This is a genomic window from Burkholderia sp. MSMB1078WGS, assembly GCF_001528895.1.
GTDB lineage: Bacteria > Pseudomonadota > Gammaproteobacteria > Burkholderiales > Burkholderiaceae > Burkholderia.
In genome coordinates this window covers 38487-64671 of sequence record NZ_LPDI01000031.1, presented here as the reverse complement: position 1 = coordinate 64671, position 26185 = coordinate 38487, and the positions used below count along the sequence as shown (strand labels likewise).

Genomic DNA, 26185 nt, shown 5'->3' with positions numbered 1-26185 from the left:
TAGCGGCAACGGAAACGGAGCGGCGTCACACGCCGAGCAGGTCGTGCAGGATCGGCATCTTGCCTTCCAGTTCGGATGCACGGAAATGCTCGACGATGCGGCCGTGCTCCATCACGTAGAAGCGGTCGGCGAGCGGTGCGGCGAAGCGGAAATTCTGTTCGACCATCACGATCGTGTAGCCGCGCGCCTTCAGCGCGACGATCATCCGTGCGAGCGCCTGCACGATCACCGGCGCCAGGCCTTCGGAGATCTCGTCGAGCAGCAGCAGGTTCGCGCCGGTGCGCAGGATCCGCGCGACCGCGAGCATCTGCTGCTCGCCGCCCGACAGCCGCGTGCCCTGGCTCTGCCGGCGCGACGCGAGGTTCGGGAACATCGCGTAGATCTCGTCGAGCGACATCGCGTGCTCGTGCGGCCCGATCAGCGGCGGCAGCATCAGGTTCTCCTCGCACGACAGGCTCGAGAAGATCCCGCGCTCCTCCGGGCAGTAGCCGATGCCGTAATGGGCGATGCGGTGCGTCGCGAGGCCGATCGTCTCGTGGCCCGCGACCTTGATCGATCCGGCGCGGCGGCCCGTGAGGCCCATGATCGCGCGCAACGTCGTCGTGCGGCCCGCGCCGTTGCGGCCGAGCAGCGTGACGACCTCGCCGCGATGCACGGTCAGATCGACGCCGTGCAAGATGTGGGATTCCCCGTACCAGGCCTCCAGGCCCGTGATCTCCAGCGCAGGCGTACCGCTCTCGACGCCGCTCAATTCGCGTTCCTCCCGTTCGCTGTGCTTCATGCGTGCGCCCCCGCGAGCGCTGCATCGGCGCTGCCCATGTAGGCCTCGATGACGAGCGGATTCTTCGACACTTCCGCATACGAGCCTTCGGCCAGCACCTCGCCGCGTTGCAGGACGGTGATCGTGTCGGAGATCCCCGCGATCACGTTCATGTTGTGTTCCACCATCAGGATCGTGCGGCCGCTCGCGACCTTCTTGATCAGCGCGGTCACGCGGTCGACGTCCTCGTGGCCCATCCCCTGCGTGGGCTCGTCGAGCAGCATCAGCTCGGGCTCCATCGCGAGCGTCGTCGCGATCTCGAGCGCGCGCTTGCGGCCGTAGGCGAGCTCGACGGTCGGCACGTGTGCGAAATCGGTGAGGCCGACCTGCGTGAGCAGATCCATCGCGCGATCGTCGAGCCGCTTCAGCGTGCGTTCGCTGCGCCAGAAATGGAATTCGGTGCCGAGTGCCCGCTGCAGGCCGATGCGCACGTTCTGCAGCGCGCTCAGGTGCGGAAACACGGCCGAGATCTGGAACGAGCGGATGATGCCGCGCCGCGCGACCTGCGCGGGCCGCTCGTCGGTGATGTCGATGCCGTTGAAGACGATCTGGCCGGCTGTCGGCGTCAGAAATTTGGTGAGGAGGTTGAAACAGGTGGTCTTGCCCGCGCCGTTCGGCCCGATCAATGCGTGGATCGCACCGCGCCGCACACGCAGGTTGACGCCATTCACGGCGGTGAAGCCCCTGAATTCCTTCGTCAGTCCGCGTGTTTCCAGAATCGTGTCGCCGAGAATCATGTTCCCTTCCGTACGAAGTCAGGCGAAGCACCGGGAAGCCTGGCGCGAGCGGCCGCGAACGGGTCAGCGGATCAGCGGGCTGCCCCCGGGCGCCGTGGTACGCCTCGAGGGTTGGTCTCCCGCGCCGACGCGTATGCACATTGCGCAACATTGTCGCGCCGTTGGTGCAGTGCAATCATCGGGATTTGCACTTATAGGGGTGGCCGCCTTGTCGGACGCGGCTGCGCACGGTTTTTCACCGCGTTTTTTTGATACGTGCATCATCACGCGTTGACCTGTTGCAAGACGTGGCACCCACACGCCGAAAAAAACCGCGCGACGGCGCGGCTTGCACGGATCTTGCCGTTCGAGCGAAAGCGACGGCAGCTTGTTTCGCATATCGAATCAGCGAGCGGGTATTCGCATGACGGCCGCTGGCGCGCGTGTCAGCGGGCCGTCATGCAGCCGTCACCGCGGCCTCGGTGCGCACCGGCGTCGTTTCGCGCGCCGCACGGCGGTCGGCACGAATCATGTCGCTCGCGCGCTCGGCGATCATCAGCGTCGGCGAATTGGTGTTGCCCGACGTGATGAACGGCATCACCGACGCATCGACGATCCGCAACCCGGCGATGCCGCGCACGCGCAGCCGGCTGTCGACTACCGCGCGCGCGTCGTCGGCGCGCCCCATCCGGCAGGTGCCGACCGGGTGGAAGATCGTCGTGCCGACGGCGCCGGCCGCATCGATCAGTTCGGCCTCGGTCCGGTACTGCGGGCCCGGCAGGACTTCCTCGGGACGATAGCGCGCGAGCGCCGGCGCGGACGCGATCCGGCGCGTGAGGCGCAGCGCGTTCGCGGCGACGTGCCGATCGTGATCGGTCGACAGATAGTTCGGCGCGATCGCCGGTGCGCAGCCCGGATCGGCGCTCGTGACGTGCACGCTGCCGCGCGACGTCGGCCGCAAATGGCAGACCGACGCCGTAAAGGCGTTGAAGCCGTGCAGCGGCTCGCCGAAACGTTCGAGCGACAGCGGCTGCACGTGGTACTGGAGATCGGGGCGCGTGAGTGCGGGATCGTCCGGGTCCGATTTCGCGAATGCGCCCAGTTGCGACGGCGCCATCGACATCGGCCCGCGCTGCAGCAGCGCGTATTCGGCGCCGATCATCAGCTTGCCCCACCAGTGCGCGGACAGCGTGTTGAGCGTGCGCACGCCGTCGACGCGAAACGCCATCCGCAATTGCAGGTGGTCCTGCAGGTTTTCGCCGACGCCCGGCAGATCCTGCACGACGTCGATGCCGAGCGCCTGCAGCCGCCGGCCGTCGCCGATGCCCGACAGTTCGAGCAGTTGCGGCGAATTCACCGCGCCCGACGTCAGCAGCACTTCCGCCCGCGCCCGCGCGACGTAATCGGTGCCGCCGCCGCGGTATTCGACGCCGACTGCGCGCCGCCCGTCGAAGATCACGCGCTGCGCGTGCGCGCCGGTGATCACGGTCAGGTTCGGGCGCGCCATCGCGGGCCGCAGGAACGCCTTCGACGTATTCCAGCGCACGCCGCGCTTCTGGTTCACTTCGAAGTAACCGACCCCGGCATTGTCGCCGCGGTTGAAATCGTCGGTGGCGGGGATGCCCGTCTGCTGCGCGGCCTGTGCGAACGATTCGAGGATCTCCCAGCGCAGCCGCTGCTTCTCGACGCGCCAGTAGCCGCCCGCGCCGTGCGCGTCGCTCGCGCCCGCATGGTGATCCTCGCTGCGCTTGAAGATCGGCAGCACGCTGTCCCACGACCAGCCGGCGTCGCCGGTTTCCTGCGCCCAGTTGTCGTAGTCCTCGCGCTGGCCGCGCATGTAGATCATCCCGTTGATCGACGAGCAGCCGCCCAGTACGCGGCCGCGCGGATACGACAGCGCGCGGCCGTTGAGCGCCGCTTCGGGCTGCGTCTTGTACAGCCAGTCGGTGCGCGGGTTGCCGATGCAGTACAGATAGCCGACCGGGATATGAATCCAGTGATAGTCGTCCTTGCCGCCCGCTTCGAGCAGCAGCACGCTGATGTCGGGATCCTCGGTCAGGCGGTTCGCGAGCACGCAGCCCGCGGTGCCCGCGCCGACGATCACGTAGTCGAATTCGCCCTCGAGCGTGCGTTGAGTACTCACGGCGTGTCTCCTTCCTTTTTTTATGCGTCGCGGGCGACGCGATCGACGTAGCGTACTCCGGGCGCCAGCCGCCGATCCAATGAGTTATGCTGAACTGCGTTATAAGCCGCGCTCATATCACGACGATGGATCTCACCCTGCTCCGCGCGTTCGCGACGGTCGCGCGCGAAGGCAACCTGACGCGCGCCGCCGCGCAGCTGCACCTGACGCAGCCGGCCGTCAGCCTGCAGATCAAGCATCTGCAGGAAACGCTCGGCGTCGCGCTGTTCACGCGTACGTCGCGCGGGCTCGCGCTCACGCGCGACGGCCAGACGCTGCTGCCGCATGCGGAACGCGCGCTCGCCGCGGCCGCCGACGTGCAGCGCGCCGCCGCCGCGCTGCGGCACGAGGTGCGCGGCCGGCTGCGGATCGGCACGATTCTCGACCCGGAGTTCCTGCGGCTCGGCGGCTTTCTCCGCGCGCTGGTCGAGACCCATCCGCAAATCGAGACCGCGCTGCGGCACGGAATGTCCGGCTGGGTGATCGAACAGGTGCGCGCGCAGGCGCTCGACGTCGGCTACTACATCGGCCGGCCGGGCGAGGACGATCCGCTCGACGGCGCGCTGTTCCACACCCTCGCGCTCACCCATTTCCAGTACCGCGTGCTCGCGCCGGCCGGCTGGAAGGAGCGCGTGCAGCGCGCGCACGACTGGCGCGCGCTCGCCGCGCTGCCGTGGATCTGGACGCCGCCGGCGTCCGCGCACCACCGGCTGTTGTCGCGGCGTTTCGCGGACGCCGGTGCGCAGCCGGTGAAGGTCGCCGAGGTCGACCAGGAGCAATCGATGCTCGACCTCGTCAAATCGGGGATCGGGTTGACGCTCGCGCGCGATTCGACTGCGCTGGCCGAAGCGCACGCGCATGCGCTGACGATCGTCGAGCGCGTGACGGTGCCGACCGAACTGACGTTCGTGACGCTCGCCGAGCGGCGCGACGAACCCGCGATCGCGGCCGCGCTGCGGCTGATCGAAGCACAGTGGGCGATATGAGCGTTGCTGATGTCGACGCGGCCGCTCGCGCAGCGGGTTTCGGTGCCCGACGCATTCCGCGGGTCGCCGTTACGGATCGATCGCCCGCCCCGCGTCGTGTCGCCGCGTGCCGTCCGCTCGTCACGCCGCCATCGCAGGCTTTTTGCTAGATTGTGCGTTCGCACACCGCGAGACCCCGATTGAAGGAGACCCGCATGGCCCGCAACATCGAGATCAAAGCCCGCGCCCGTGAATTCGACCGGCTGCGCGAACAGGCGGCTCAGTTCGCGACCGAAGCGCCGTTGTTCTACCGCCAGCAGGATTTCTTCTACGACGTACCGCGCGGCCGACTGAAGCTGCGCCGCTTCGAGGACGGCACGCCGGCCGAGCTGATCTTCTATCAGCGCGACGACCGCGACGGCCCGAAGGCGTCGTACTACACGCGCAGCCCGGTGACGAACCCCGATGCGATGCATTCGCTGCTCGCAACCGCGCTGACCACGCGCGGGATCGTGACGAAGGAGCGGCACGTGTACCTCGCGGGCCGCACGCGCATCCACCTCGACCGCGTCGACGGGCTCGGCGATTTCATCGAGCTCGAAGTCGTGCTCGGCCCGGACGACGACGAAGCCGGCGGCGAAGCCGAAGCGCACGAGGTGTTCGCGAAGCTCGGCGTGGCGCAGGACGATCTCGTCGCGGTCGCGTACGTCGATCTGCTGAACGCCGACACCCGCCCCGAAACGGCCTGATCCGGCCCCACCGAGGGCGCCCCGCGCGGGCCGCCCTCGGCGCCGGCGCCGCGGCTCCTCCCCGTCACGCGGCGCCAGGCGCCAGATGCGCGAGCGGCAGCGCGCCGTTGCGCTTGAAGGTCGTCAGCACGATGTTCGAGCGCACGCTGTCGACGCCCGGTACGCGCATCAGCTTCTTCATCACGAACTGCGACAGCGCGTTGAGATCCGGCGCGACGATCCGCAGCAGGTAGTCGGCATCGCCGACCACCGCATGGCATTCGAGCACTTCCGGCAGCACGTCGATCTGCTGCTGGAACTGCTCGATGATCGAATCGCCGTGATGCTTGAGCTTCAGGCTCGTGAACGCGGTCACGCCGAGGCCGAGCTTTTCGGGCCGCAGCATCACGCGGTAGCCTTCGATCACGCCGGCCGCCTCGAGCCGCTGCAACCGCCGGCCGATCTGCGACGGCGACAGCGGCACCTCCTCGCCCAGCTGCTGATGGGTCGCGCGACCGAAGCGCTGCAGCACGTCCAGCAGCGCGAGATCGAAGTGATCGAGTTCCAGCATGAGTATTCTCCGCATCGATTCCTGATTTGATGCGCGATTATCGCATTATCAAGCAATTCAACGCCAACTATGCGCCCAATCCGCGCACAGCCCGCTCTACACTTGCATGATCCCAACCACAGCGTGCAGAGCCTGATCATGTCCACCGTCGTCACCGCGAAACTGCAGGAGCAGTTCGACGCGGGCCTCGAAACCCGCGCCGATTTCACCATCGACCAGCCGCTTCAGCGCTACGGCCGGGTCGACCACGCGGTGTGGAAGCAGCTCTATGCGCGCCAGTCAGCGCTGCTGCGCGGCCGCGCGTGCGATGCATTCGTCGCCGGGCTCGGCAAGATCGAGCTGCCGGCCGATCGCGTGCCGTCGTTCGCCGACGTGAACCGCCAGTTGAAGCCCGCGACCGGCTGGGAAATCGTGGCGGTGCCGGGCCTCGTGCCCGACCGCGTGTTCTTCGAGCACCTCGCGAACCGGCGTTTTCCCGTCACCTGGTGGATGCGCCGTCCCGACCAGCTCGACTACCTGCAGGAACCCGACTGCTTCCACGACCTGTTCGGCCACGTGCCGCTGCTGATCGATCCGGTGTTCGCCGACTACATGCAGGCGTATGGCCGCACGGCGCTCGCGGTTGCCGACGACGAAGCGGCGCTGGCGCGGCTCGCGCGCCTCTATTGGTATACGGTCGAATTCGGGCTGATCCGCGACCCGCGCGCGGTCGACGGGCTGTCGATCTACGGCGCCGGGATCGTATCGAGCAAGGGCGAAAGCCTGTACAGCCTCGAAAGCGCGGCGCCGAACCGGCTCGGGTTCGACCTCGAGCGCGTGATGCGCACGAAGTACCGGATCGACACGTTCCAGAAGACTTACTTCGTGATCGACGATTTCGCGCAACTGTTCGCGCTCGCCGACGTCGACGGCCGCGCACTGGCTGGCCGGCTCGCGGCATTGCCCGAATTCGCGGCCGGCGCGGTGCTCGAGACCGACCGCGTGCTGCATCGCGGCACGGGCGAAGGCTGGTCGGACGACGACGACGCGTGATGCGCTGGGCGCGCGGCACCTGCCGGCTGCCCGTCGCCGGCTACCCGTCGCCCTTCCCGCAACTATGAAACAATGAACGATGCCGGCTTCGCCGCGCGGCGCAGCCGCGGGCGGACACCGTTACCGAACGAGAGGTGCAAGATGATCCACAAGCTCACATCCGAAGAACGCAAGACCCGGCTCGAAGGCCTGCCGCTCTGGACGGCCGTGCCGGGCCGCGACGCGATCCAGCGCCGCCTGCGCTTCGCCGATTTCAACGAGGCATTCGGCTTCATGACGCGTGTCGCGATCAAGGCGCAGGAGATGAATCACCATCCGGAATGGTTCAACGTGTACAACCGTGTCGACGTCACGCTGTCGACCCACGATGCCGACGGGCTGACCGAACGCGACATCGAACTCGCGCGGTTCATCGACGGTGCCGCCGCACACGCGCAACCGGGCGCCTGAGTATCGCCTCTACCGCCGCGCCTCCTTTCGATGCGCGGCGCGTCAACTTTTCATTTTGCTAAACGTTTTCTAGGATGTACTCAGCGAAAGCCTTCAGCTTTCCAAGCCATCCTTAAGGCGCACGTAAGTCTCGTACGCTTTCCGCGCCTTGGGATCCAATCCTTCCAGTTGCAGCGCGCTTTCGCGCTGTACAATCAGCAGCGCATACGGCTTGGAGAGCGCGCTGGCCTCTTCGCAGAGTTTGAGTTCGTCGCCGCTCGACGGCGAGCGGGCGCGCCAGAAATTGATCGCGGCTTCTAGGTCGTGGATCGAAATATCGGACATGATTGGATCTAATCGTTCGCTGGCCGCCATGCTTGATGTCAGGCGATGCGGCGTCCCTGTGGAAACGGCTTCGTGCTGTCCGCGTGCCTGAACCGCCAACCCATTGTACTTGAGCGAACTTCATGCGACTCCTTCTGATCGAAGACGACCGCCCCATCGCACGCGGTATCCAGAGCAGCCTCGAGCAGGCTGGCTTCACCGTCGACATGGTGCATGACGGCATTTTTGCCGAACAGGCGCTGGCACAGAACCGCCACGAACTCGTGATCCTCGACCTCGGCCTGCCGGGCATCGACGGGATGACCCTGCTCACGCGCTTCCGCCAGACCAACCGCCACACGCCCGTGATCGTGCTGACCGCGCGCGACGAGCTGAACGACCGGATCCAGGGCCTGAACTCCGGCGCCGACGACTACATGCTCAAGCCGTTCGAGCCGGCCGAGCTCGAAGCGCGCATCCGCGCGGTGATGCGCCGCAGCGGCCCGCACAGCGACATGCCGCGTCCGGAAGTGTCGCTCGGCGGCGTCCGGCTGTCGGGCGTCGACCGCCGCATCTTCAACGACGACAAGCCGCTCGAACTGTCGCCGCGCGAATTCGCGGTGCTCGAGATGCTGCTGCTGCGTCACGGCCGCGTCGTCAGCAAGGCCCAGTTGCAGGATCACCTCACGCACTTCGGCGGCGATCTCGGCGACACCGCGATCGAAGTCTACGTGCACCGCGTACGCAAGAAGCTCGAACAGTGCCGGGTCGAAATCGTCACGGTGCGCGGTTTCGGCTACCTGCTGCAGGAAATCCGCCAGACGGCGAGCGTCTGAGCGACGCCGCGCGCCGGCCGGGCCGCGTGCCGCCGGCGCATGCGTGCTGCTCCGCGTCGCCGCTCCCGGCGCACGACCGCGCCGCTCCCCGTGAGCGGCGCCCATCCATTTGCCCGTCGAAATGTCTTCTGATCCGGCTGTGACCACCAGCCTGCGCCGCTCGCTGCTCCGGCGCCTCGCCGCTCCGCTGTCGATGCTCGCGCTGATGAGCGGCCTGATCGCCTACTGGCTCGCGTGGCAATACACGCAGCACGTGATCGACCGCTCGCTCGCCGATCTCGCGACCGCCATCTCCAAACAGATCCAGATCGCCGGCCCCGACGCGCCGTTCACGGTGCCGCCGCTCGCGCAGGCGATGTTCTCCGATCCGGCCGAAGCGCTGATCTACCGGATCAGCGACGGCGAGCAGGAACTCGCCGGCGATCCGAAGCTGCCGCTGCAGGGCATCAACGTGCGCCGCATGCATCACGCGTACGTGTTCGAGGCCGAGTACGACAACCGCGCGGTGCGGGTCGCGCAGGTGCGCGTCGACAACGTCGAAGGCGGTCGGCCGATGGTCGTCGAAGTCGCGCAGCCGGTGCGGCACCGCTACCGGATCGCGGCCGAATTCCTCGTCGCGATCATGATGCCGCTGCTGCTGCTGCTGCTCGCGGGCTGGGGCATCGTGTGGCGCGTCGTGAACCAGCAACTGGGCCCGCTCACGCATCTGGCCGATTCGCTGAACCGGCAGACCCACACGTCGCTGGAACCGGTCGACGAAACCGACGTGCCGCTGGAGATCCGGCCGCTGACGAGCGCGATGAACGCGCTGCTCGGCCGTCTGAAGACCGCGCTCGACGCGCAGCGCAAGTTCATCGCCGATGCCGCCCACCAGTTGCGCACGCCGCTCACCGCGGTGAAGCTGCATGCCGAGCAGGCGGCCGTCGCGCGCGACCCGCACCAGACCTTCGCCGCGGTGCGCGAGCTGCGCGCGGCCGCGGATCGCGCGGTGCGGCTGTCCAACCAGTTGCTGTCGCTCGCGCGTGCCGAGCCGGGCGAACAGGCCGCGCGCTTCGTCGATGTCGATCTCGCGGCGATGGCGTTCGAGACGGGCGCCGAATGGGTGCCGCGCGCGCTCGCGTCGCATGTCGACCTCGGCTTCCAGCGCAGCGACGACGCGGGCGACGACGAGACGCTGATCGTGCGCGGCAACCCCGTGCTGCTGCGCGAGGTGATCGCGAACCTGCTCGACAATGCGCTGAAGTACGTGCCGCTCGCGCGGCCGGACGGCGCGCGGATCACGGTGAACGTCGCGCGCGCCGCGCTCGAGGACAGCCAGCCTGCCGCCGAGATCGTCGTCGAGGACAACGGCCCCGGCGTGCCCGCGAACCAGCAGGCCGACCTGTTCAAGCGCTTCTTCCGCGGCGACGCGCAAAGCGGCAACGGCGTCGAAACGGGCGCCGGGCTGGGGCTCGCGATCGTGCACGACATCATTGCGATGCACGGCGGCACCGTGTCGTACGAGGATGCACCGGAAGGCGGCTCGCGCTTCGTGGTGAGGGTGCCGCTCGCCGCGCGCACGGAGAAGCCGGCCGGCGAAATGCCGGCTGCGGCGCCGACGCACTGAGCGATTCGCGGCGGGAGGCCGTCGGCCCGTTTCGACCGGGCGGCCCGCCGGAGAAGGAAAGCGAACGACGGCCCGCTACGACGCGCCACCCGTCGGCCGAAACGACAGCGGCAGCGCGAAATGCGCTGCCGCCTGCATCACTTCCGGTTCTTCTTGTCCTTCGAACCGGACGCGGATTTGCCGTCCTTCTTGTCCTTCTTCTTTTTCTTCTTCCCGCTTTCGTCGGACGTCGCGAGCAACGTGCCGCGGCACGACTCCGCACCGCAGTGGCACGCGTATTCGCGCTTGAGCTTCTTCGTCAGCTTCGCGTCGATCACGAGGCCGTAGTCGTAGAACAGTTCCTCTTCCGGGCCGATGTCGCGCAGCGCGTGGATGAATACGCGGCCCTTGACCTCCTCGGCTTCGCAGTTCGGCGCGCACGAATGGTTGATCCAGCGCGCACTGTTGCCGTCGATCTTGCCGTCGATCACGCCGCCTTCGTCGAGTGCGAAGTAGAACGTATGATTCGGCTCGCTCGGGTCGTGCGGATGACGACGCAGCGCTTCCTTCCACGAGATTCGCTCGCCCTTGTATTCCACTACGCGCTCGCCGGCCTTGATCGGCGCCACGGCGAACACGCCCTTGCCGTGTACTCCCGAGCGGCGCACCGCGATCCTGCGTGAACTCATCGAACGAATCCTTGTGAAGACGACTTGAATGGAAGCGACCGCGAACGCGGCCGGGCGCCGCGCCAAACGAAAACGCGGCACCGGTCGGTGCCGCGTCGGGGCATGCGGCGAATCACCCGCATCCTACACGTTCACGATTGCTTCGTTCAACATCGCGCGCAATATTGCGCGATGGGCTCAGCGCTGGCCGAATGCGACGTCGCCGAACAGCGCCTTGTGCTCGCGCGGTTGCGAGCGCCAGTATTGCGGCGGCGCCGTCACCTGCGCGCCGAGTTCGGCCGCCGCGTGCCACGGCCAGCGCGGGTCGTACAGCATCGCGCGCGCCATCGCGACGAGATCGGCATCGCCGGCCTCGATCAGCCGGTCCGCATGCCCGGGTTCGTTGATCAGGCCGACCGCGATCGTCGGCATGCCGACCGCCCGCTTCACGGCCTGCGCGAACGGCACCTGGTAACCGGGCGACAGCGGAATCTTCTGGAGCGGCGACACGCCGCCGGACGACACGTCGATCCAGTCGCAGCCGCGGCGCTTCAGTTCGTGCGCGAACGCGATCGTATCGTCGAGCTCCCAGCCGCCTTCGACCCAGTCGGTCGCGGACACGCGCACGCCGACCGGCCGGTCTTCCGGAAACGCGGCGCGCACGATCTCGAAGATCTCGAGCGGAAACCGCATCCGGTTTTCGCGCGAGCCGCCGTATTCGTCGGTGCGCCGGTTCGCGAGCGGAGACAGGAACTGATGCAGCAAGTAGCCGTGCGCCGCATGCACTTCGATCGCATCGATGCCGAGCCGAGCAGCCCGCCTGGCCGACGCCGCGAAGGCTTCCCGGATACGGTTCAGGCCCGCGGCATCGAGTGCGAGCGGCGGCGTCTCGCCGTCCTTGTGCGGCACGGCCGACGGCCCGTGCGGCAACCAGCCGCCGTCGGCGACCGGCACGAGCTGGCCGCCTTCCCACGGCGCCGCGCTCGACGCCTTGCGCCCCGCATGCGACAACTGCATCGCGACGCGAACCGGCGAATGCTTGCGGATCGCGGCCAGCACCGGCTTCAGCGCGGCTTCGGTCACGTCGTCCCACAGGCCGAGGTCGCCATGCGTGATGCGCCCGTCGGGTTCCACCGCGGTCGCTTCGATGCACAGCAGCCCCGCGCCCGACAGCGCGAGATGGCCGAGGTGAATCATGTGCCAGTCGGTCGCTTCCCCGCGTTCGGCCGAGTACTGGCACATCGGGGAAATCACGATCCGGTTCGGAAGGGTCACGCCGCGCAGCGTGAACGGGGAAAACAGCGCAGTCATGGAAGCCGCTCGCCAGGAAAGGGAAAGAGCGGACGAGCGTAGCACGCACGCCCGAAGCGTGCAGACGGCGCGATCGACAGTAAGCGGATGGTCAGGTACGGCCGGCCGGGATGCCGGCGGTGCGCGGAATGTGCGGTGTACGGCGATGCGCCGGCCCCACAACGGATGCAGGCCAGTTCCGACCGTTGCAGCGGACGGGACTGCCCGCGACGTCAGAGCCCGACGCTGCCGAGCCACTCCGCGAACATGCGCCGTGCAGCCGTCTCGAGCGCGGGGCCGTGCTGCGCGGTATCGGCACGCAACTGGCGCGCGTCGACGCCGGGCGTCGCGGCGATTTCGCCGGCGTTCGCGATCAGCCACGGTTCGAAGCGATCGGTACGGATCTCGGGATGACATTGCAACGCCAGCACGTGCTGCCCCCATGCGAATGCCTGGTGGCGGCAAGCCGGCGTCGACGCGAGATGGATCGCACCGCCCGGCAGGTCGAACGTATCGCCATGCCAGTGCAGCATCGACGTCGTCGCGCCGTCGAGATGGCGCAACGGCGACGCGCGGCCGGCATCGGTGAGCGTCAGCGGCGCCCAGCCGAGTTCGTGCCGGGCGGCCGGATAGACGTGCGCCCCGAGCGCCCGCGCGATGAACTGCGCGCCGAGGCAGATGCCGAGGATCGGCAGCCCCGCGTCGATGCGCTGGCGCACGAGCGCCAGCAGCGGCGCGATCGTCGGATACTGCGCATCGTCGTACACGCTGAGCGGCCCGCCGAGCACGACGAGCAGCGACGGCTCGAGCACGTCGAGCACCTCGACCCGCGACGATCCGACATCGACATAGCGCACCCGTCGACCGCGTTCGCCGAGCACCTGCTCGAAGCTCCCGAGATCCTCGAAATGCACGTGGCGGATCGCCACGACTTCAGCGTTCATCATCGGCCTCCCGGTCGATCGACGGACGTCAGCCAGCGAAAATCTTCCAGGTCTTCTTCTGCGTCGCCGCGTCGGCTTCTTCCTGCACCGGGCAGTCGAGACGCAGATCGCTGTCGGACATCGAGATGTCGAGCGCCGCGCAGTGATGCACGGTCTTCTTCGACAGCTTGCCCGGCTGGAAATGCGTGCACGTGAGGCACATGCGTTGCGGCGGCGTCGCGCCGGCCACCTGCAGCTCGCGCAGCGTCTTCAGCAGCGCGCGATACAGCGTGCCCTGCTCGTCCGCGCCGAGCTTGCCCACCGCTTTCGTCAGGAATTCAGGCCATTGCAGCGCCTTCTTCGCGGCCGTGCGGCCACGCGCCGACAGGCGCACGGCCAGTGCCCGGCCGTCGTCCAGCGCACGGCGCTTCTCGACGAGCCCCTTCGTCTCGAGCGTGCTGACCGCATCGCTCGTCGTGGCCGCGGTGAGCTGCGTCTCGCGCGCGATCTCGCCGAGCCGCATCGGGCCCTTGCGCTGCAACAGCAGCACGAGAATCTCGCCCTGCGTCGGCGTGAGGCCAGCGCCTTCCGCCCAATCCCATGCCTCGCTCCGCATGGCCGTGCTCAACCGCAGCAGGCTGTGGGTCACACGTCCCGCAGCCTGGTTCCCGTAAACGCCTTCGCTCATAGTCTTTTCGCTTTGCCGCCGCCCGGTTGGCCGAGCGGCCGTAGTGTGGAGATCGAATCCCGTCTCAAAACAGACGCACTCTTTCGAGTGCGTCAGCACGGCCGTCGCGAGGCACACGCGGCGGTCGCGTTCGCGGCGACCGGAGAGACACGCATCGTTTCCGGTGTCCGCAAAGCCGACATTCTAAGCGAGAGCGGAAAATCGCACAGCTAAGTTATCCCCTGCACTCTGTGGAAAATCGCTGGATAACCGCAATTTTTCGTTGTGCGCGCAATGTCACGAGCCCGCGAAGCCGGACGCGCCGGTATTTTCCTGTTCGGATCGGCCACCGGCCGCACGTTGATGATCCACCGGGTTATCCCGCCCGCAGAGCGTTGACTTTGCAGTGGAATATCGGGTTATCCACAGATTTTCAGGACGACTGGCGACGCGTTCGGCCGGACGCGGCGGCGAGCGCCATTCAGCGAATCGCGCCGCGGTCGATCCCGCAATCTGCAAAACATTTTTTCACTCGCGCCAACGTAAGCACTGCTGCCGGACCGTCTCGTTCAGCGATTTTTCCTGTTTGAAAACGGTTCTCAACCACGATGCGTCGTTCACGCGCGCCTTCGCGAGCGCACCGATCTCGTCGAGCGCCGCGCGCGAACCGAGCGCAGCCGCATGCGGCGCGATTCGGTCGAGCGTGTCGAGGATGTCTTCCGCGATCGTGCGGCGCTCGCCCGTCTGAGGATTCACGCAGGTGCCTTCGAGCCCGAAACGGCACGCTTCGAAACGGTTGAACGTGTAGACGAGGTAATCGTCCTCCGACAGCTTCAGCGGCCGGTCGGTCAGCAGGTAGCGTGCGAGCGTCTGGATGTAGCAGGCGATCGCCGCCGCGCGGTCGACCGACAGCGGCGTGTCCATCACGCGCACCTCGATCGTGCCGTAGCCGGGCTTCGGCCGGATATCCCAGTAGAAGTCCTTCATCGAATTGACGACGCCCGTGTTCACCATCTTCGTGAAGTACTCCTCGAAGCTGTCCCAGGTCAGCACGAACGGCGCGCGGCCCGACAGCGGGAACGCGAACACCGAATTCAGGCGTGCCGAATGGAAGCCCGTATCGACGTTCTGCACGAATGGCGACGACGCGGACAGCGCGATGAAGTGCGGAATGAAGCGCGACATCGAGTGCAGCAGGAACAGCGCGCTGTCGGGATCGGGGCAACCGATGTGCACGTGCTGGCCGAACACGGTGAACTGCTTCGCGAGATAGCCGTACAGCTCGGAGATGTACTGGAAGCGCGGCGCATCGTAGATCTGCCGGTCGCTCCATTGCTGGAACGCATGCGTGCCGCCGCCGGCCAGCCCGACGTTGAGCTGGTCGGCTGCCTTCACGAGCACGTCGCGGATCGCATGCAGCTCGCTGACGGCCTGCTCGTGCGAATGGCAGATGCCGGTCGACAGCTCGATCATGCTTTCGGTGATTTCCGGCGTGATGTTGCCCGGAAAGGTCTCGCCCTGGATCAGGCGCATCAGGTCGGATGCCGCTTTGGTCAGGTCGTAATTGTGCGTATTGACGACCTGGATCTCCAGTTCGACGCCGAACGTGAACGGTTCGGAATTGACGAAGGTTTCGAGTGCCATGGCAGGTTCCGGAATCAGTTGCCGTCGCTGCGTTCGCCGACCGCCGACAGGCAGCGGTAGACGACGAACGGGCTGACGAGCTGCAGGATCACGATCGAGCACATCACGATCGCGCGCAGGTGCGGGTCGAAATTCGGGTAGAGCTGGTAGGTGTCGTCGACGAGCAGGTACGACAGCGCGGACATCGGCGTGAGCGCGATGCCGAGTGCGACGCCCTGCTTCATCCCGAGACCGCTCGGCTTCGCGAACGCGACGACGCCGGCCAGCTTCGCGGCGAGCCGCGTGACGATCAGCACGATCGCGAGCAACCCGCCGAGCGCGATGTCGCCCCACGTGAACGACGTGAGCGTCAGCACGAACAGCACCACCGTCAGCAGCCAGCCGGCCGTGCCGAAATGCTCGGGCCACAGCTGCGGCCGCGCTTCGAGGTTCTTCACGATGATGCCGGCGAGCAGCAGCGTGAGCAGCGTCGACAGCTTCAACGCCTGCGCGACGGCAATCGCGAGCATCACGAGCCCGAACAGCGCGACGAACGAATGCTCGTCGCGCATCGTCGCGGTCATGTGACGGAACAGGTAATTGCACGAACGCGCGACGAGATACGCGACGATGAAAGAACCGGCGAGCAGGTAAAGCGGTTGCAGGATCGTCGCGAAAACGTTGCCGTACGCTTCCTGGTGCAGCCAGCTCGTCACGAGCTTGGTCAGCACGATCGCGTACACGCTGTTCAGCGCGGTGAGCGTGATGAGGCGTTGCGACACCTGCCCTTCCGCGCGCAGTTCGGTCTTGAGCTGGATCACCATCGACGGCGACGTCGCGATCGCGATCGCCGACAGCACCAACGCGACCATCCCCGATACGCCGAGCGCGAGCATCACGAACAGTACGAGCACGAACGTGAGCGTGGCTTCCGCGAGGCTCGACGCGACGAGCCACGGATTGCGCCGAATCCAGCGCAGGTCGAGGCGGCTGCCGAGTTCGAACAGCAGCAGGCCGAGCGCGACGTCCATCAGCAGCCGCGAGGTTTCGTCGGTGCTCGCGTCGATCACGCCGAATCCGAACGAACCGGCGATCAGGCCGATCACGGCATAGCCGGTGATGCGCGGCAGACGCCACGCGCGATAGCACAGCTCGCCGCACAGGCCGGCGGCGAACAGCGCGAGCCCGGCCCAGAACACGGCATCCGGCGCGAGCGGCCAGTTGGGCAGGAATGAGAACGCCGACTTCATCGTGGTGACTTCTCCTTTGGAAGCAACCGCCAGCGACACGGGTCAAGCGACAGGAATGGATGCGCGCCGGCTGGGTATTGCCCCGAATGTGATTGTTGTGCTCGACGACGGCGGTACATGGGATCCGCCTGTTCCGCCACAGGGTGGAACGTCGTTCAGGTTGCCGATCTGGATTGTCGGCCTGGTGTGTGAACGGACTGGCGGACTCGAAGATTCAGATTCGAAATCATGCCGACCGTTCCATTGAAGCATGTCCGGCGCCTGGCCGAACGAACGCGAAGGAAACCGATTGTGCCACAGCTTTTTCGCTCCGGAACCGATCGAATCGACTCGCGGCGCTGTGCGGCACCGCAGGTCTTTGGTTTCAAAGGTTTACTTGTATATATACGTAGTAGAAGTTAACAAAGGACGCACAGTTCTGTGGATAACTCCGGTTTACGCTGCCGGATCAAGGCGTTGGCGAAACCATAACCGGTTGCACAGGCTGTTCGTGCACAGACGTTTGAGTTGAGCAACTTTCGGGCCGCTTCACAGCTGTGCGGAGTTGCCCAGTTTACGTCCACTGTGATTGCACACGAAGTACGCGCGGATTCCGCGTGGTTATCCACAGCATCGCGTGGATAACCTTGCGCGGGAAAATCGGGAAACTGTGAGAAAGGCGCGGCCGATCAGCCCGTCGAGCCGACGCGGCGTGCGCGCAGCGCGCGGATCAGGAAGCGGGCGGGATCGACCGCGTCGGCGAGTTCGCGCTCGAGCGGCCACGGCTCGCCTTCGAGTTGCGAGGCGATCAGCTCGGCGCCGAGCGTAGCCCACACGAGGCCGCGCGAACCGAAGCCGAATGCGCCGTAGAGGCCGGGCAGGCGCGGCAGGTCGCGCGCCTGCGCACCGCCGAGCGCGCGTGCGTTCGCGGTGGCCTGCGCTTCGTCGGCCAGCGGGCCGAGGAGCGGCAGGCGGTCGCCGACCACCCAGCGCAACGCCACGCGCCCGCGCAGCGTGGCGGGGTCCGGCGGGTCGCCGATCAGGCCCGGCAGCAGGTGCCGCACGCGCTCGAGGTTTTCGACGTGGCCGGCCGTACGCATCGCGGGATCGGTGTCGTCGGGCTCGAACGTTGCGCCGATCAGCAGCGTGCCGTCGGCGAGCGGGACCGCGTAACCGTCGCCGATCGCCGGGCACGGCAGCGGCGCCGTCGTACCCGGTGGCAGCAGCGTGAGTTGGCCGCGCACCGGTTGCAGCGCGACATGCCGCAGCCCGGCAAGACGCGCGGCGTCGCCCGCGTTCGCGAGCACGACGACGGGCGCATCGGCCAGCGTGGCGCCGGTATCGTCGAGCGCATGCCAGGTGTCGCCCCGTCGTTCGAGCCGCGCGACGCAGGTGGACGCAAGCAGGCGCACGCGCTCGCCCGCCGCCGCATATTGCGCGGCGCACAGCCCGGCCGGCCAGACGGCGCCGCCGTGCGGAAACAGCAGGCCGCCATGCTCGACCGGCAGATTCAGGTGCGCACGCGCGGCATCGGCATCGAGCAGGGTTGCGTAGTCCGACGGCGCGCCGAACGCATCGAACGCGTCGCGCATCCGCGCGAAATCGTCGGCCGATTCGGCGAGATGGATCATCCCGTGCGTGCTGCGCGCGAACGCATGCCCTGCGCGTTCGAGGGCGTGCCAGCGTGCGATCGCGTGCAGGAAGCCGCCGCGCGTGAGCCGGCTCGCGACGTTGTCGTCGCGCGTCATCAACGGATGAAAAACCCCGGCCGGGTTGCCCGACGCTTCGCTGGCGATCCGTTCGTGCCGCTCGATCAGCGTCACGTCCCAGCCGCGTGCAGCCACGCGTTCGACCACTGCGCAGCCGGCGAGGCCCGCACCGATCACGATCGCCCGGCGCGCTGCAACGGGCAGTGCACGCGGCGGCTCGTGTCGGCGCGCGCGCCAGCGCGGCGCATATTCGCCGACGAGACGATCGTCGACTTCGCGGAACGTGAAACCTGTTTCGCCGAGCGCGTGTTTCACGTCGGCGGACTTTGCATGGGTCGCAAACGTCGCGTGTTCGCCGGCGATTTTCGCGAGTGCGCGGATTCCGTCGGCCGATGCCGCGGCGCCGTCGAGAAAAAACGCATCGGCGCGCGCGACGAGCTTCTTCGACAGGTCGATCGCATCGCCGAACGCGAGCGTGAGCACCACGCGTCCTTCGTCGAATTCGAGCCGGTGCAGGCCCGGCACGAGGATCGGCCATGCATCGATCAATGCATCGGCGTCCGCCGATATGGTTGTGTCTGCAACCATATGCGAAACCGCTCGACGCAGGTCGTCGCGCGAGAACGGGTGCGGCTCGAGCGCGACGACATGCAGCCGTTCGCAGCGCGCAGGATCGTCGCGCCACGCGGCCCAGGCCGCAAGGAAGCCGGCGCCCGCGCCGAATTCGGTCGTGACGATCGTGAACGTTCGACGGCGCTGCCAGCGCGCGGGCAGCCCGTTGCCCGCGACGAATGCGCGATGCGCGTGCGCGAGCGTGCCGGATGCGCCGCGATGAAGCTCGCCGAACTCGGGCGAGACGAGCGTGCCGTCGTCGCGAAGCGCGAGCGTGGCGTAAACAAGTCGGTCGGGCATGCGAAGCAAAAAACGTGGCAGCCAAGCCTGGCAAGGGATTGCGGGAGGCCGTCCGACCGGCCGTTGGAAAAGGGCAACGGGGCGACGAACGGGCGGACCACGCTGCGTATCCTGTCCGGTTGGCGCAGGTCAAAAAACGGGCAATCGACGATTCATTCGGCGAAATACCGATGAAAATCTTTGAAACCCTTGTCGTTATTGGGTTTGCGCTGCGCTATCATAGCAACGCCGTACCGCGGGGTGGCCGCCGGCAAGCCGGAGGGCGCGTCGCGCGGGCCAGGATTCGGCGCTGTGTCGTCGGAGTCTGACTCTCGACGGCACGGTTCGCGCACGTATAATCGGCGCGTTCGCGCTGTTCGTGTCAACCTAACCTGATAAAGGAACCTTAATGAACAAACAGGAACTGATCGACGCCGTCGCCGCCCAAACGGGCGCCAGCAAGGCTCAAACCGGCGAAACGCTGGACACGCTGCTCGAAGTCATCAAGAAGGCCGTGTCGAAGGGTGATGCGGTTCAGCTGATCGGCTTCGGCAGCTTCGGTTCGGGCAAGCGCGCAGCACGTACGGGCCGCAACCCGAAGACGGGCGAAACCATCAAGATCCCGGCAGCCAAGACGGTCAAGTTCACGGCCGGCAAGGCGTTCAAGGACGCCGTCAACAAGCGTTAAACCCGCGCCTGTTCCAGAAAAAAACCCGCCTCTCGGCGGGTTTTTTGTTGGGCGCGCGCGGCATTTTCGCCACAGTCTGCGTCGCTCTTGCAAAAATTAACGGTTATTTTTACGAGCCGTTACCACGCGCTTCACGCGTGCACGATTTGTGTGTCGCCGTGATCGTCGTCGTGCGAATCGACGTCCCACGCCGGGAACGGATCGTCGAACGCCGCCCATCCCGTCGCGCCGAGCGCGAACTCCGCATCGGTCAGCAGGCACGCGTTGAGTTTCGCGCGCCACGCGTCGGCGTCGAGTGCAATGCCGATCAGCACGAGTTCCTGCCGGCGATCGCCGACCGTGCGATCGTCGAGATCGCCCAGCCATTCGGCGCGGATTTCGGCGAGCAGCTCGTCGTCGTCCGGCCATTCCGCGCGATCCTGCGCCGCCCACCACGAACCGGCCGGCCCGTGCCGGCATACGCCGCCCGCCTGCGACAGCGAACCCGCGATGTCGTTGCGCGTCGCGAGCCAGAAGAAACCCTTGCTGCGCAGCACGCCCGGCCACTCCTGATGCAGCAGCGCCCAGAGCCGTGCCGGGTGAAACGGCCGGCGCGCGCGGTAAACGAAATTGCCGATCCCGAATTCGTCGGCTTCGCCGTGCACGTGCGCATGATGGTCGTCCTGGCAGTCGGGATCGTCGCAATGCGCGTGATCGCGGTCGAGCGACGCGAGCCAGCCCGGCGCATTCGCGGCTTCGTCGAAATCGAAGCGGCCGGTGTTCAGCACTTCGTCGAGCGGCACGTTGCCGAACGTCGACACGACCTGGTGCGCGCGCGGATTGAGGCGCGCGAGGATGTGCTGCAGGCGCGCGAGATCGTCCGCGCCGACCAGGTCGGCCTTGTTGATCACCAGCACGTCGCAGAATTCGATCTGCTCGATCAGCAGCTCGACGAGCGTGCGGTCGTCGTCTTCCGACGCGGCGATGCCGCGCGTCGCGAGCGCGTCGTCGGAGCCGTAGTCGCGCAGGAAGTTGTACGCGTCGACCACGGTGACGAGCGTGTCGAGCCGCGCGATGGCCGACAGCGACGTGCCGTCGTCGTCGACGAACGTGAACGTTTCGGCGATCGGCATCGGCTCCGCGATACCGGTCGATTCGATCATGATCGCGTCGAAGCGGCCTTCGGACGCGAGGTTGCGGATCTCGACGAGCAGGTCGTCGCGCAGCGTGCAACAGATGCAGCCGTTCGACATTTCGACGAGGCGTTCCTCGACGTGCGACAGCGCCTGCGCATCGCGCACGAGCGACGCGTCGATGTTGACCGCCGCGAGATCGTTGACGATCACCGCGACTTTCAGGCCCGCGCGGTTCGCGAGGACGTGGTTGAGCAGCGTGGTCTTGCCGGCGCCGAGGAAGCCGGACAGCACGGTGACGGGCAACGGCTGTTTCATTGCCGGATTCATGATGATATGCACCAACGGAAAAGATGAAAAAGCGGCCGCGGCGCCCTGCCGGGGCGCGATCGGCCCGCACGCGGACGAAACGGCGGCGTCAGCCCGCATTGTGCATCAAACGCGCGCCGGCCGGCCGGCGCGGCGTCAGCCGGCGATGCCGCGCGGCATCACTGCGCGGCCGGAGCAGCCTGAGTGGCCTGAGCGGTCTGCGTAGGCGGCAGCAGCTTCCATTGCGTCAGGATGCCGGCGATCTGCCGCGCGTATTTGTCGCGCAGCGACGGCGTTTCCGAATGATAGGCGCCGACCGCCTGCCACGTGTTGCCGTAGCGGTTCATCTTCTGTCTGAGATGCCACGCGGCGATGTACACGTTCTTGCACGGTTCCATCAGCGTGTCGCGGCCGATCCCGTAGCGCGACAGTGTCGGCAGGTGGATCGAATTGATCTGCATCAGGCCGTAGTCGACCGAGCCGTTCGTATTCTTGTTCAGCGCATCGGGCCGGTTGCGCGACTCCTGCCACGCGATCGCGCGCAGGATCAGCGGATTGACCCGCTGGTATTTGGCCGCTTCGTCGAAACAATCCGCGCGTGCGTTGCCGCTGGCGAACCATGCGCCGGCGGCGATCAACGCGATCGAAGCGAACCGTTTGTCCATCGTGCGGAAACGAAAAGGAATTGCGCGGAGCTCGGGGAAAACCCGTGGCCGTTATTCGTGCGACGAGAAACGCGCCGCCCGTATCATACCGGCAGACAGCCGGATTGCGACAGGCAGGAATACGACAGGCCGGTTATACCGCATTTCCGTGTCGGTTCATCGCGAAATGGAAGCGACGGCGGAGGCGACGGCCGGCATGCGGAGTGTGACATCGATCCTTACATATTGCATACGGTTCGCCGGATACATGTCGTATGTGAGACAGTCTTCGGATCAATGTGATATTTCGGACATGAAAAACTGCTAATGTCGCCTCTTTCGGACCTGGATCCCAGCACTACCGCCGGAAGTGGCCTGAGCCGGCATCGACCCATTCATCCATGACAAGAAATCGCTTCGTTATGCGGCGTATCGCCACGACCCTGCTCGTGGCCGGCATCATCGTCTCGCAGGCCGCCTATGCTCAGGTCACGCTCAACTTCGTGAATGCGGATATCGACCAGGTCGCGAAAGCGATCGGCGCCGCGACCGGCAAGACCATCATCGTCGACCCCCGCGTGAAGGGGCAGCTCAATCTCGTGGCCGAACGGCCGGTGCCGGAAGACCAGGCGTTGAAGACGCTGCAGTCCGCGCTGCGCATGCAGGGCTTCGCGCTCGTGCAGGATCACGGCGTGCTGAAGGTCGTGCCGGAAGCCGACGCGAAGCTGCAGGGCGTGCCGACCTATGTCGGCAATGCGCCGCAGGCGCGCGGCGATCAGGTGATCACGCAGGTGTTCGAGCTGCACAACGAATCGGCGAACAACCTGCTGCCCGTGCTGCGGCCGCTGATCTCGCCGAACAACACGGTGACGGCCTACCCGGCGAACAACACGATCGTCGTGACCGACTATGCAGACAACGTGCGCCGCATCGCGCAGATCATCGCGGGCGTCGACAGCGCCGCGGGCGCGCAGGTGCAGGTCGTACCGCTGCGCAACGCGAACGCGATCGACCTCGCCGCGCAGCTGCAGAAGATGCTCGACCCGGGCGCGATCGGCAACAGCGACGCGACGCTGAAGGTATCGGTCACGGCCGACCCGCGCACCAACTCGCTGATGCTGCGCGCATCGAGCGCATCGCGCCTCGCGGCCGCGAAGCGCCTCGTGCAGCAGCTCGACGCACCGAGCGCGGTGCCCGGCAACATGCACGTCGTGCCGCTGCGCAACGCCGATGCGGTCAAGCTCGCGAAGACGCTGCGCGGGATGCTCGGCAAGGGCGGCAACGACAGCGGCTCGTCGGCTTCGTCCAACGATGCGAACAGCTTCAACCAGAACGGCGGCTCGTCGTCGAGCGGCAACTTCTCGACCGGCACGTCGGGCACCCCGCCGCTGCCGTCGGGCGGCCTCGGCGGTTCGTCGTCTTCGTCGGCGTACGGCGGCGGCTCGTCCGGCGGTGGCGGGCTCGGCACGGGCGGCCTGCTCGGCGGCGACAAGGACAAGAGCGACGACAACCAGCCGGGCGGGATGATCCAGGCCGACTCGGCCACCAACTCGCTGATCATCACCGCGTCCGATCCGGTTTACCGGAACCTGCGCTCGGTGATCGACCAGCTCGACGCACGGCGTGCGCAGGTCTATATCGAAGCGCTGATCGTCGAGCTGAATTCGACGACGCAGGGCAACCTCGGCATCCAGTGGCAGGTCGCGAGCGGCCAGTTCCTCGGCGGTACGAACCTGAACCCCGGGCTGGGCCTGGGCAACAGCATCATCAACTTGACGGCCGGCGGGGTGGCCAACGCGGCCGGCGGGATCACCGGCGGCGGGCTGGCCTCCAATCTCGGGCAGTTGTCGCAAGGGCTCAACATCGGCTGGCTGCACAACATGTTCGGCGTGCAGGGGCTCGGCGCGCTGCTGCAGTACTTTGCGGGCGTGAGCGACGCGAACGTGCTGTCGACGCCGAACCTGATCACGCTCGACAACGAGGAAGCGAAGATCGTGGTCGGCCAGAACGTGCCGATCGCGACCGGCTCGTATTCGAACCTGACGAGCGGCACCACGAGCAATGCGTTCAATACGTACGACCGTCGCGACGTCGGCCTGACGCTGCACGTGAAGCCGCAGATCACCGACGGGGGGATCCTGAAGCTGCAGCTGTATACCGAGGATTCGGCGGTGGTCGCCGGCACGACCAACGCGCAGACCGGCCCGACCTTCACGAAGCGCTCGATCCAGTCGACGATCCTGGCCGACAACGGCGAGATCATCGTGCTCGGCGGCTTGATGCAGGACAACTACCAGGTATCGAATAGCAAGGTGCCGCTGCTTGGCGACATCCCGTGGATCGGCCAGTTGTTCCGTTCGGAATCGAAGGTGCGCGCGAAAACCAACCTAATGGTGTTCCTGCGCCCGGTGATCATTTCCGATCGCGGCACAGCGCAGGAAGTCACGGCCAATCGTTACGACTACATCCAGGGCGTGACGGGCGCGTACAAGTCGGACAACAACGTGATCCGCGACAAGGACGATCCGGTCGTCCCGCCGATGCCGATCGGCCCGAGCCAGGGCGGCACGGCCGCGGGCAACCTGTTCGATCTCGACAAGATGCGTCGCCAGCAGTTGCAGCGCCAGGTGGCGCCGGTACCGGCCCAGCCGTTGCCGGAGGCGACGCCCGCGCAACCGCAGAGCGTGCCGCAGCAGGCGGTGCCGCAACAGCCGCTGACCACCGCGCCGGGAGCCTCGCAGTGAGCGACGTGCTCGCGTCTTCCACTCACGACGGCGCGCCGGGCGAACGCCAGCCGCCGTCGCCGCTCGCCGCGCGCCTGCTGCCGTACGGCTTCGCGAAGAGCGGCCAGGTGCTGATCGCGCATCAGCTCGACGACACGCTCGAGGTGTGGATCAGCGAACGCACGAGCGACGCCGCGCTCGCGGAAATCGCGCGCAACTTCGGCTCGATCGCCGTGCATCGCGTGCCGGCCGACGAGCTCGCGCAGGCGATCAACCAGGCCTATGCGCGCCAGGACGGCAGCGCCGCGCAGGTGGTCGGCGAGGTCGAAGGCGAAGTCGACCTGTCGCGGCTGATGCAGGACATCCCCGAGGTCGAGGATCTGCTCGAATCGGAAGACGACGCGCCGATCATCCGGATGATCAACGCGCTGCTCACGCAAGCGGCGCGCGAACAGGCGTCGGACATTCACATCGAGCCGTTCGAGAACGCGTCGGTCGTGCGCTTTCGCGTCGACGGCACGCTGCGCGACGTCGTGCGCCCGAAGAAGGCGCTGCACGGCGCGCTGATCTCGCGGATCAAGATCATGGCGCAGCTCGACATCGCGGAGAAGCGCCTGCCGCAGGACGGCCGCATCACGCTGCGCGTCGGCGGCCGGCCAGTCGACGTGCGCGTGTCGACGCTGCCGACCGGGCACGGCGAGCGCGCGGTGCTGCGTCTGCTGGAAAAGGATGCGCAGCGCCTGAACCTCGAAGCGCTCGGGATGGGCCGCGACACGCTCGTCCAGTTCGACAAGCTGATCGCGCGCCCGCACGGCATCGTGCTCGTCACCGGCCCGACCGGTTCGGGCAAGACGACCACGCTGTACGCGTCGATGTCGCGGCTCGAAACCGCGACGACCAACATCATGACCGTCGAGGACCCGATCGAATACGACCTGTCCGGCATCGGCCAGACGCAGGTGAACGAGCGGATCGGGATGACCTTTGCCCGCGCGCTGCGCTCGATCCTGCGCCAGGACCCGGACGTGATCATGATCGGCGAAATCCGCGACCTCGAAACCGCGCAGATCGCGGTGCAGGCGTCGCTGACGGGCCACCTCGTGCTCGCGACGCTGCACACGAACGATGCGGCGTCCGCCGTCACGCGCCTGACCGACATGGGCGTCGAGCCGTACCTGCTCGCGTCGTCGCTGCTCGGCGTGCTCGCGCAGCGCCTCGTGCGCCAGCTCTGCCCGGTCTGCAAGGAAGAGCGGCACGAGGACGGCCGCACCGTGTGGCATCCGGTCGGCTGCGACAAGTGCGGGCATTCGGGCTACGCGGGCCGGCGCGGCGTCTACGAACTGCTGCTGGTCGACGAGTCGATCCGCACGCTGATTCACCGCAACGCGGCCGATGCCGAGATCCTGGCCGCCGGCCGCGCGCAAGGCATGCGCACGCTGCGCGACGACGCGGAGCGCTGGCTCGCGGCCGGCGCGACGTCGCTCGAGGAAGTGCTGCGCGTGACGGGAGGCGCATAGCGCG

The 26185-nt window shown here is 66.9% G+C and carries 23 protein-coding genes; 9 read left to right on the top strand and 14 right to left on the bottom strand.

Translation table 11 applies throughout. The features are described 5' to 3' along the window. Positions 1-25: 25 nt before the first annotated feature. The 3 genes from WT24_RS07025 to WT24_RS07015 form a co-directional block, all read right to left on the bottom strand. A complete protein-coding gene (locus WT24_RS07025; RefSeq protein ID WP_059503144.1) occupies positions 26-781 on the bottom strand; it encodes an ABC transporter ATP-binding protein in 756 nt (251 codons plus the stop codon). Continuing rightward, positions 778-1557 (bottom strand): ABC transporter ATP-binding protein, encoded by a 780-nt coding sequence (locus WT24_RS07020; protein WP_027783147.1) that lies wholly within the window; start codon positions 1555-1557, stop codon positions 778-780. The genes WT24_RS07025 and WT24_RS07020 overlap by 4 nt, the downstream gene beginning before the upstream one ends. 436 nt (positions 1558-1993) lie before the next feature. Further along, positions 1994-3679, bottom strand: coding sequence for a GMC family oxidoreductase (locus WT24_RS07015; RefSeq protein WP_060032223.1), 1686 nt, complete (start codon positions 3677-3679; stop codon positions 1994-1996). Between the two features lie 125 nt (positions 3680-3804). Here WT24_RS07015 and WT24_RS07010 point away from each other — a divergent pair, with 125 nt between their 5' ends. Next, positions 3805-4704: a LysR family transcriptional regulator gene (locus WT24_RS07010; protein WP_059503140.1), complete on the top strand. Its 900-nt coding sequence runs from the start codon at positions 3805-3807 to the stop codon at positions 4702-4704. Positions 4705-4898: 194 nt separating this feature from the next. Beyond that, positions 4899-5432, top strand: coding sequence for a class IV adenylate cyclase (locus WT24_RS07005; RefSeq protein ID WP_060032220.1), 534 nt, complete (start codon positions 4899-4901; stop codon positions 5430-5432). A 64-nt stretch (positions 5433-5496) separates the two neighbouring features. Here WT24_RS07005 and WT24_RS07000 read toward each other — a convergent pair whose 3' ends face one another. Then, entirely contained in the window at positions 5497-5982 is a 486-nt protein-coding gene (locus WT24_RS07000; protein WP_006408082.1) for an Lrp/AsnC family transcriptional regulator, read from the bottom strand. 138 nt (positions 5983-6120) lie between these two features. On the opposite strand from WT24_RS07000, the gene phhA reads away from it, so the two are divergent. Together phhA and WT24_RS06990 are read left to right on the top strand one after the other, a co-directional pair. Continuing rightward, positions 6121-7014, top strand: coding sequence for a phenylalanine 4-monooxygenase (phhA, locus tag WT24_RS06995; protein WP_060032241.1), 894 nt, complete (start codon positions 6121-6123; stop codon positions 7012-7014). A gap of 72 nt (positions 7015-7086) precedes the next feature. Continuing rightward, positions 7087-7464: a 4a-hydroxytetrahydrobiopterin dehydratase gene (locus WT24_RS06990; RefSeq protein ID WP_257127321.1), complete on the top strand. Its 378-nt coding sequence runs from the start codon at positions 7087-7089 to the stop codon at positions 7462-7464. Positions 7465-7557: 93 nt separating this feature from the next. Here the strand turns inward: WT24_RS06990 and WT24_RS06985 are convergent, their stop codons facing one another. Next, on the bottom strand, positions 7558-7788 hold the full coding sequence (locus tag WT24_RS06985) for a DUF3717 domain-containing protein (RefSeq protein WP_006401493.1): 231 nt from the start codon (positions 7786-7788) through the stop codon (positions 7558-7560). A gap of 122 nt (positions 7789-7910) precedes the next feature. On the opposite strand from WT24_RS06985, the gene WT24_RS06980 reads away from it, so the two are divergent. Both WT24_RS06980 and WT24_RS06975 read left to right on the top strand, forming a co-directional pair. Beyond that, on the top strand, positions 7911-8603 hold the full coding sequence (locus WT24_RS06980) for a response regulator transcription factor (protein WP_006401494.1): 693 nt from the start codon (positions 7911-7913) through the stop codon (positions 8601-8603). Between the two features lie 121 nt (positions 8604-8724). After that, complete coding sequence (locus tag WT24_RS06975; RefSeq protein WP_059503136.1) at positions 8725-10209, top strand: sensor histidine kinase; 1485 nt, start codon at positions 8725-8727, stop codon at positions 10207-10209. Positions 10210-10346: 137 nt separating this feature from the next. Here the strand turns inward: WT24_RS06975 and WT24_RS06970 are convergent, their stop codons facing one another. The 7 genes from WT24_RS06970 to mnmC form a co-directional block, all read right to left on the bottom strand. Beyond that, positions 10347-10877, bottom strand: coding sequence for an SET domain-containing protein (locus WT24_RS06970; RefSeq protein ID WP_060032217.1), 531 nt, complete (start codon positions 10875-10877; stop codon positions 10347-10349). A 177-nt stretch (positions 10878-11054) separates the two neighbouring features. After that, entirely contained in the window at positions 11055-12167 is a 1113-nt protein-coding gene (locus tag WT24_RS06965; RefSeq protein WP_060032214.1) for an NADH:flavin oxidoreductase/NADH oxidase, read from the bottom strand. A 212-nt stretch (positions 12168-12379) separates the two neighbouring features. Then, positions 12380-13090 (bottom strand): glutamine amidotransferase, encoded by a 711-nt coding sequence (locus tag WT24_RS06960; RefSeq protein ID WP_059503387.1) that lies wholly within the window; start codon positions 13088-13090, stop codon positions 12380-12382. Between the two features lie 28 nt (positions 13091-13118). Next, positions 13119-13757, bottom strand: a complete 639-nt coding sequence (locus WT24_RS06955) for a MarR family winged helix-turn-helix transcriptional regulator (RefSeq protein WP_059503130.1) — start codon at positions 13755-13757, stop codon at positions 13119-13121. A gap of 507 nt (positions 13758-14264) precedes the next feature. Then, positions 14265-15380, bottom strand: coding sequence for a YbdK family carboxylate-amine ligase (locus WT24_RS06950; protein ID WP_006490006.1), 1116 nt, complete (start codon positions 15378-15380; stop codon positions 14265-14267). A 14-nt stretch (positions 15381-15394) separates the two neighbouring features. Continuing rightward, positions 15395-16609 carry a cation:proton antiporter gene (locus tag WT24_RS06945; protein ID WP_034209665.1) on the bottom strand — a complete coding sequence of 405 codons (1215 nt, stop codon included), beginning with the start codon at positions 16607-16609 and terminating at the stop codon, positions 15395-15397. Between the two features lie 668 nt (positions 16610-17277). After that, on the bottom strand, positions 17278-19209 hold the full coding sequence (mnmC, locus tag WT24_RS06940; protein WP_060032212.1) for a bifunctional tRNA (5-methylaminomethyl-2-thiouridine)(34)-methyltransferase MnmD/FAD-dependent 5-carboxymethylaminomethyl-2-thiouridine(34) oxidoreductase MnmC: 1932 nt from the start codon (positions 19207-19209) through the stop codon (positions 17278-17280). A 388-nt stretch (positions 19210-19597) separates the two neighbouring features. Here mnmC and WT24_RS06935 point away from each other — a divergent pair, with 388 nt between their 5' ends. Beyond that, the gene (locus WT24_RS06935) at positions 19598-19876 is read left to right on the top strand and encodes an HU family DNA-binding protein (protein ID WP_006401505.1); all 279 of its coding nucleotides are present in this window, start codon (positions 19598-19600) and stop codon (positions 19874-19876) included. A 131-nt stretch (positions 19877-20007) separates the two neighbouring features. Here WT24_RS06935 and WT24_RS06930 read toward each other — a convergent pair whose 3' ends face one another. After that, positions 20008-21318: a GTP-binding protein gene (locus WT24_RS06930; protein ID WP_060032238.1), complete on the bottom strand. Its 1311-nt coding sequence runs from the start codon at positions 21316-21318 to the stop codon at positions 20008-20010. Positions 21319-21476: 158 nt separating this feature from the next. Beyond that, positions 21477-21962, bottom strand: a complete 486-nt coding sequence (locus WT24_RS06925; RefSeq protein ID WP_059790450.1) for a lytic transglycosylase domain-containing protein — start codon at positions 21960-21962, stop codon at positions 21477-21479. 380 nt (positions 21963-22342) lie between these two features. Here WT24_RS06925 and gspD point away from each other — a divergent pair, with 380 nt between their 5' ends. Next, complete coding sequence (gspD, locus tag WT24_RS06920) at positions 22343-24685, top strand: type II secretion system secretin GspD (RefSeq protein ID WP_060032210.1); 2343 nt, start codon at positions 22343-22345, stop codon at positions 24683-24685. A 5-nt stretch (positions 24686-24690) separates the two neighbouring features. Then, entirely contained in the window at positions 24691-26181 is a 1491-nt protein-coding gene (gene gspE, locus WT24_RS06915; RefSeq protein WP_306453340.1) for a type II secretion system ATPase GspE, read from the top strand. Positions 26182-26185 lie beyond the last annotated feature (4 nt).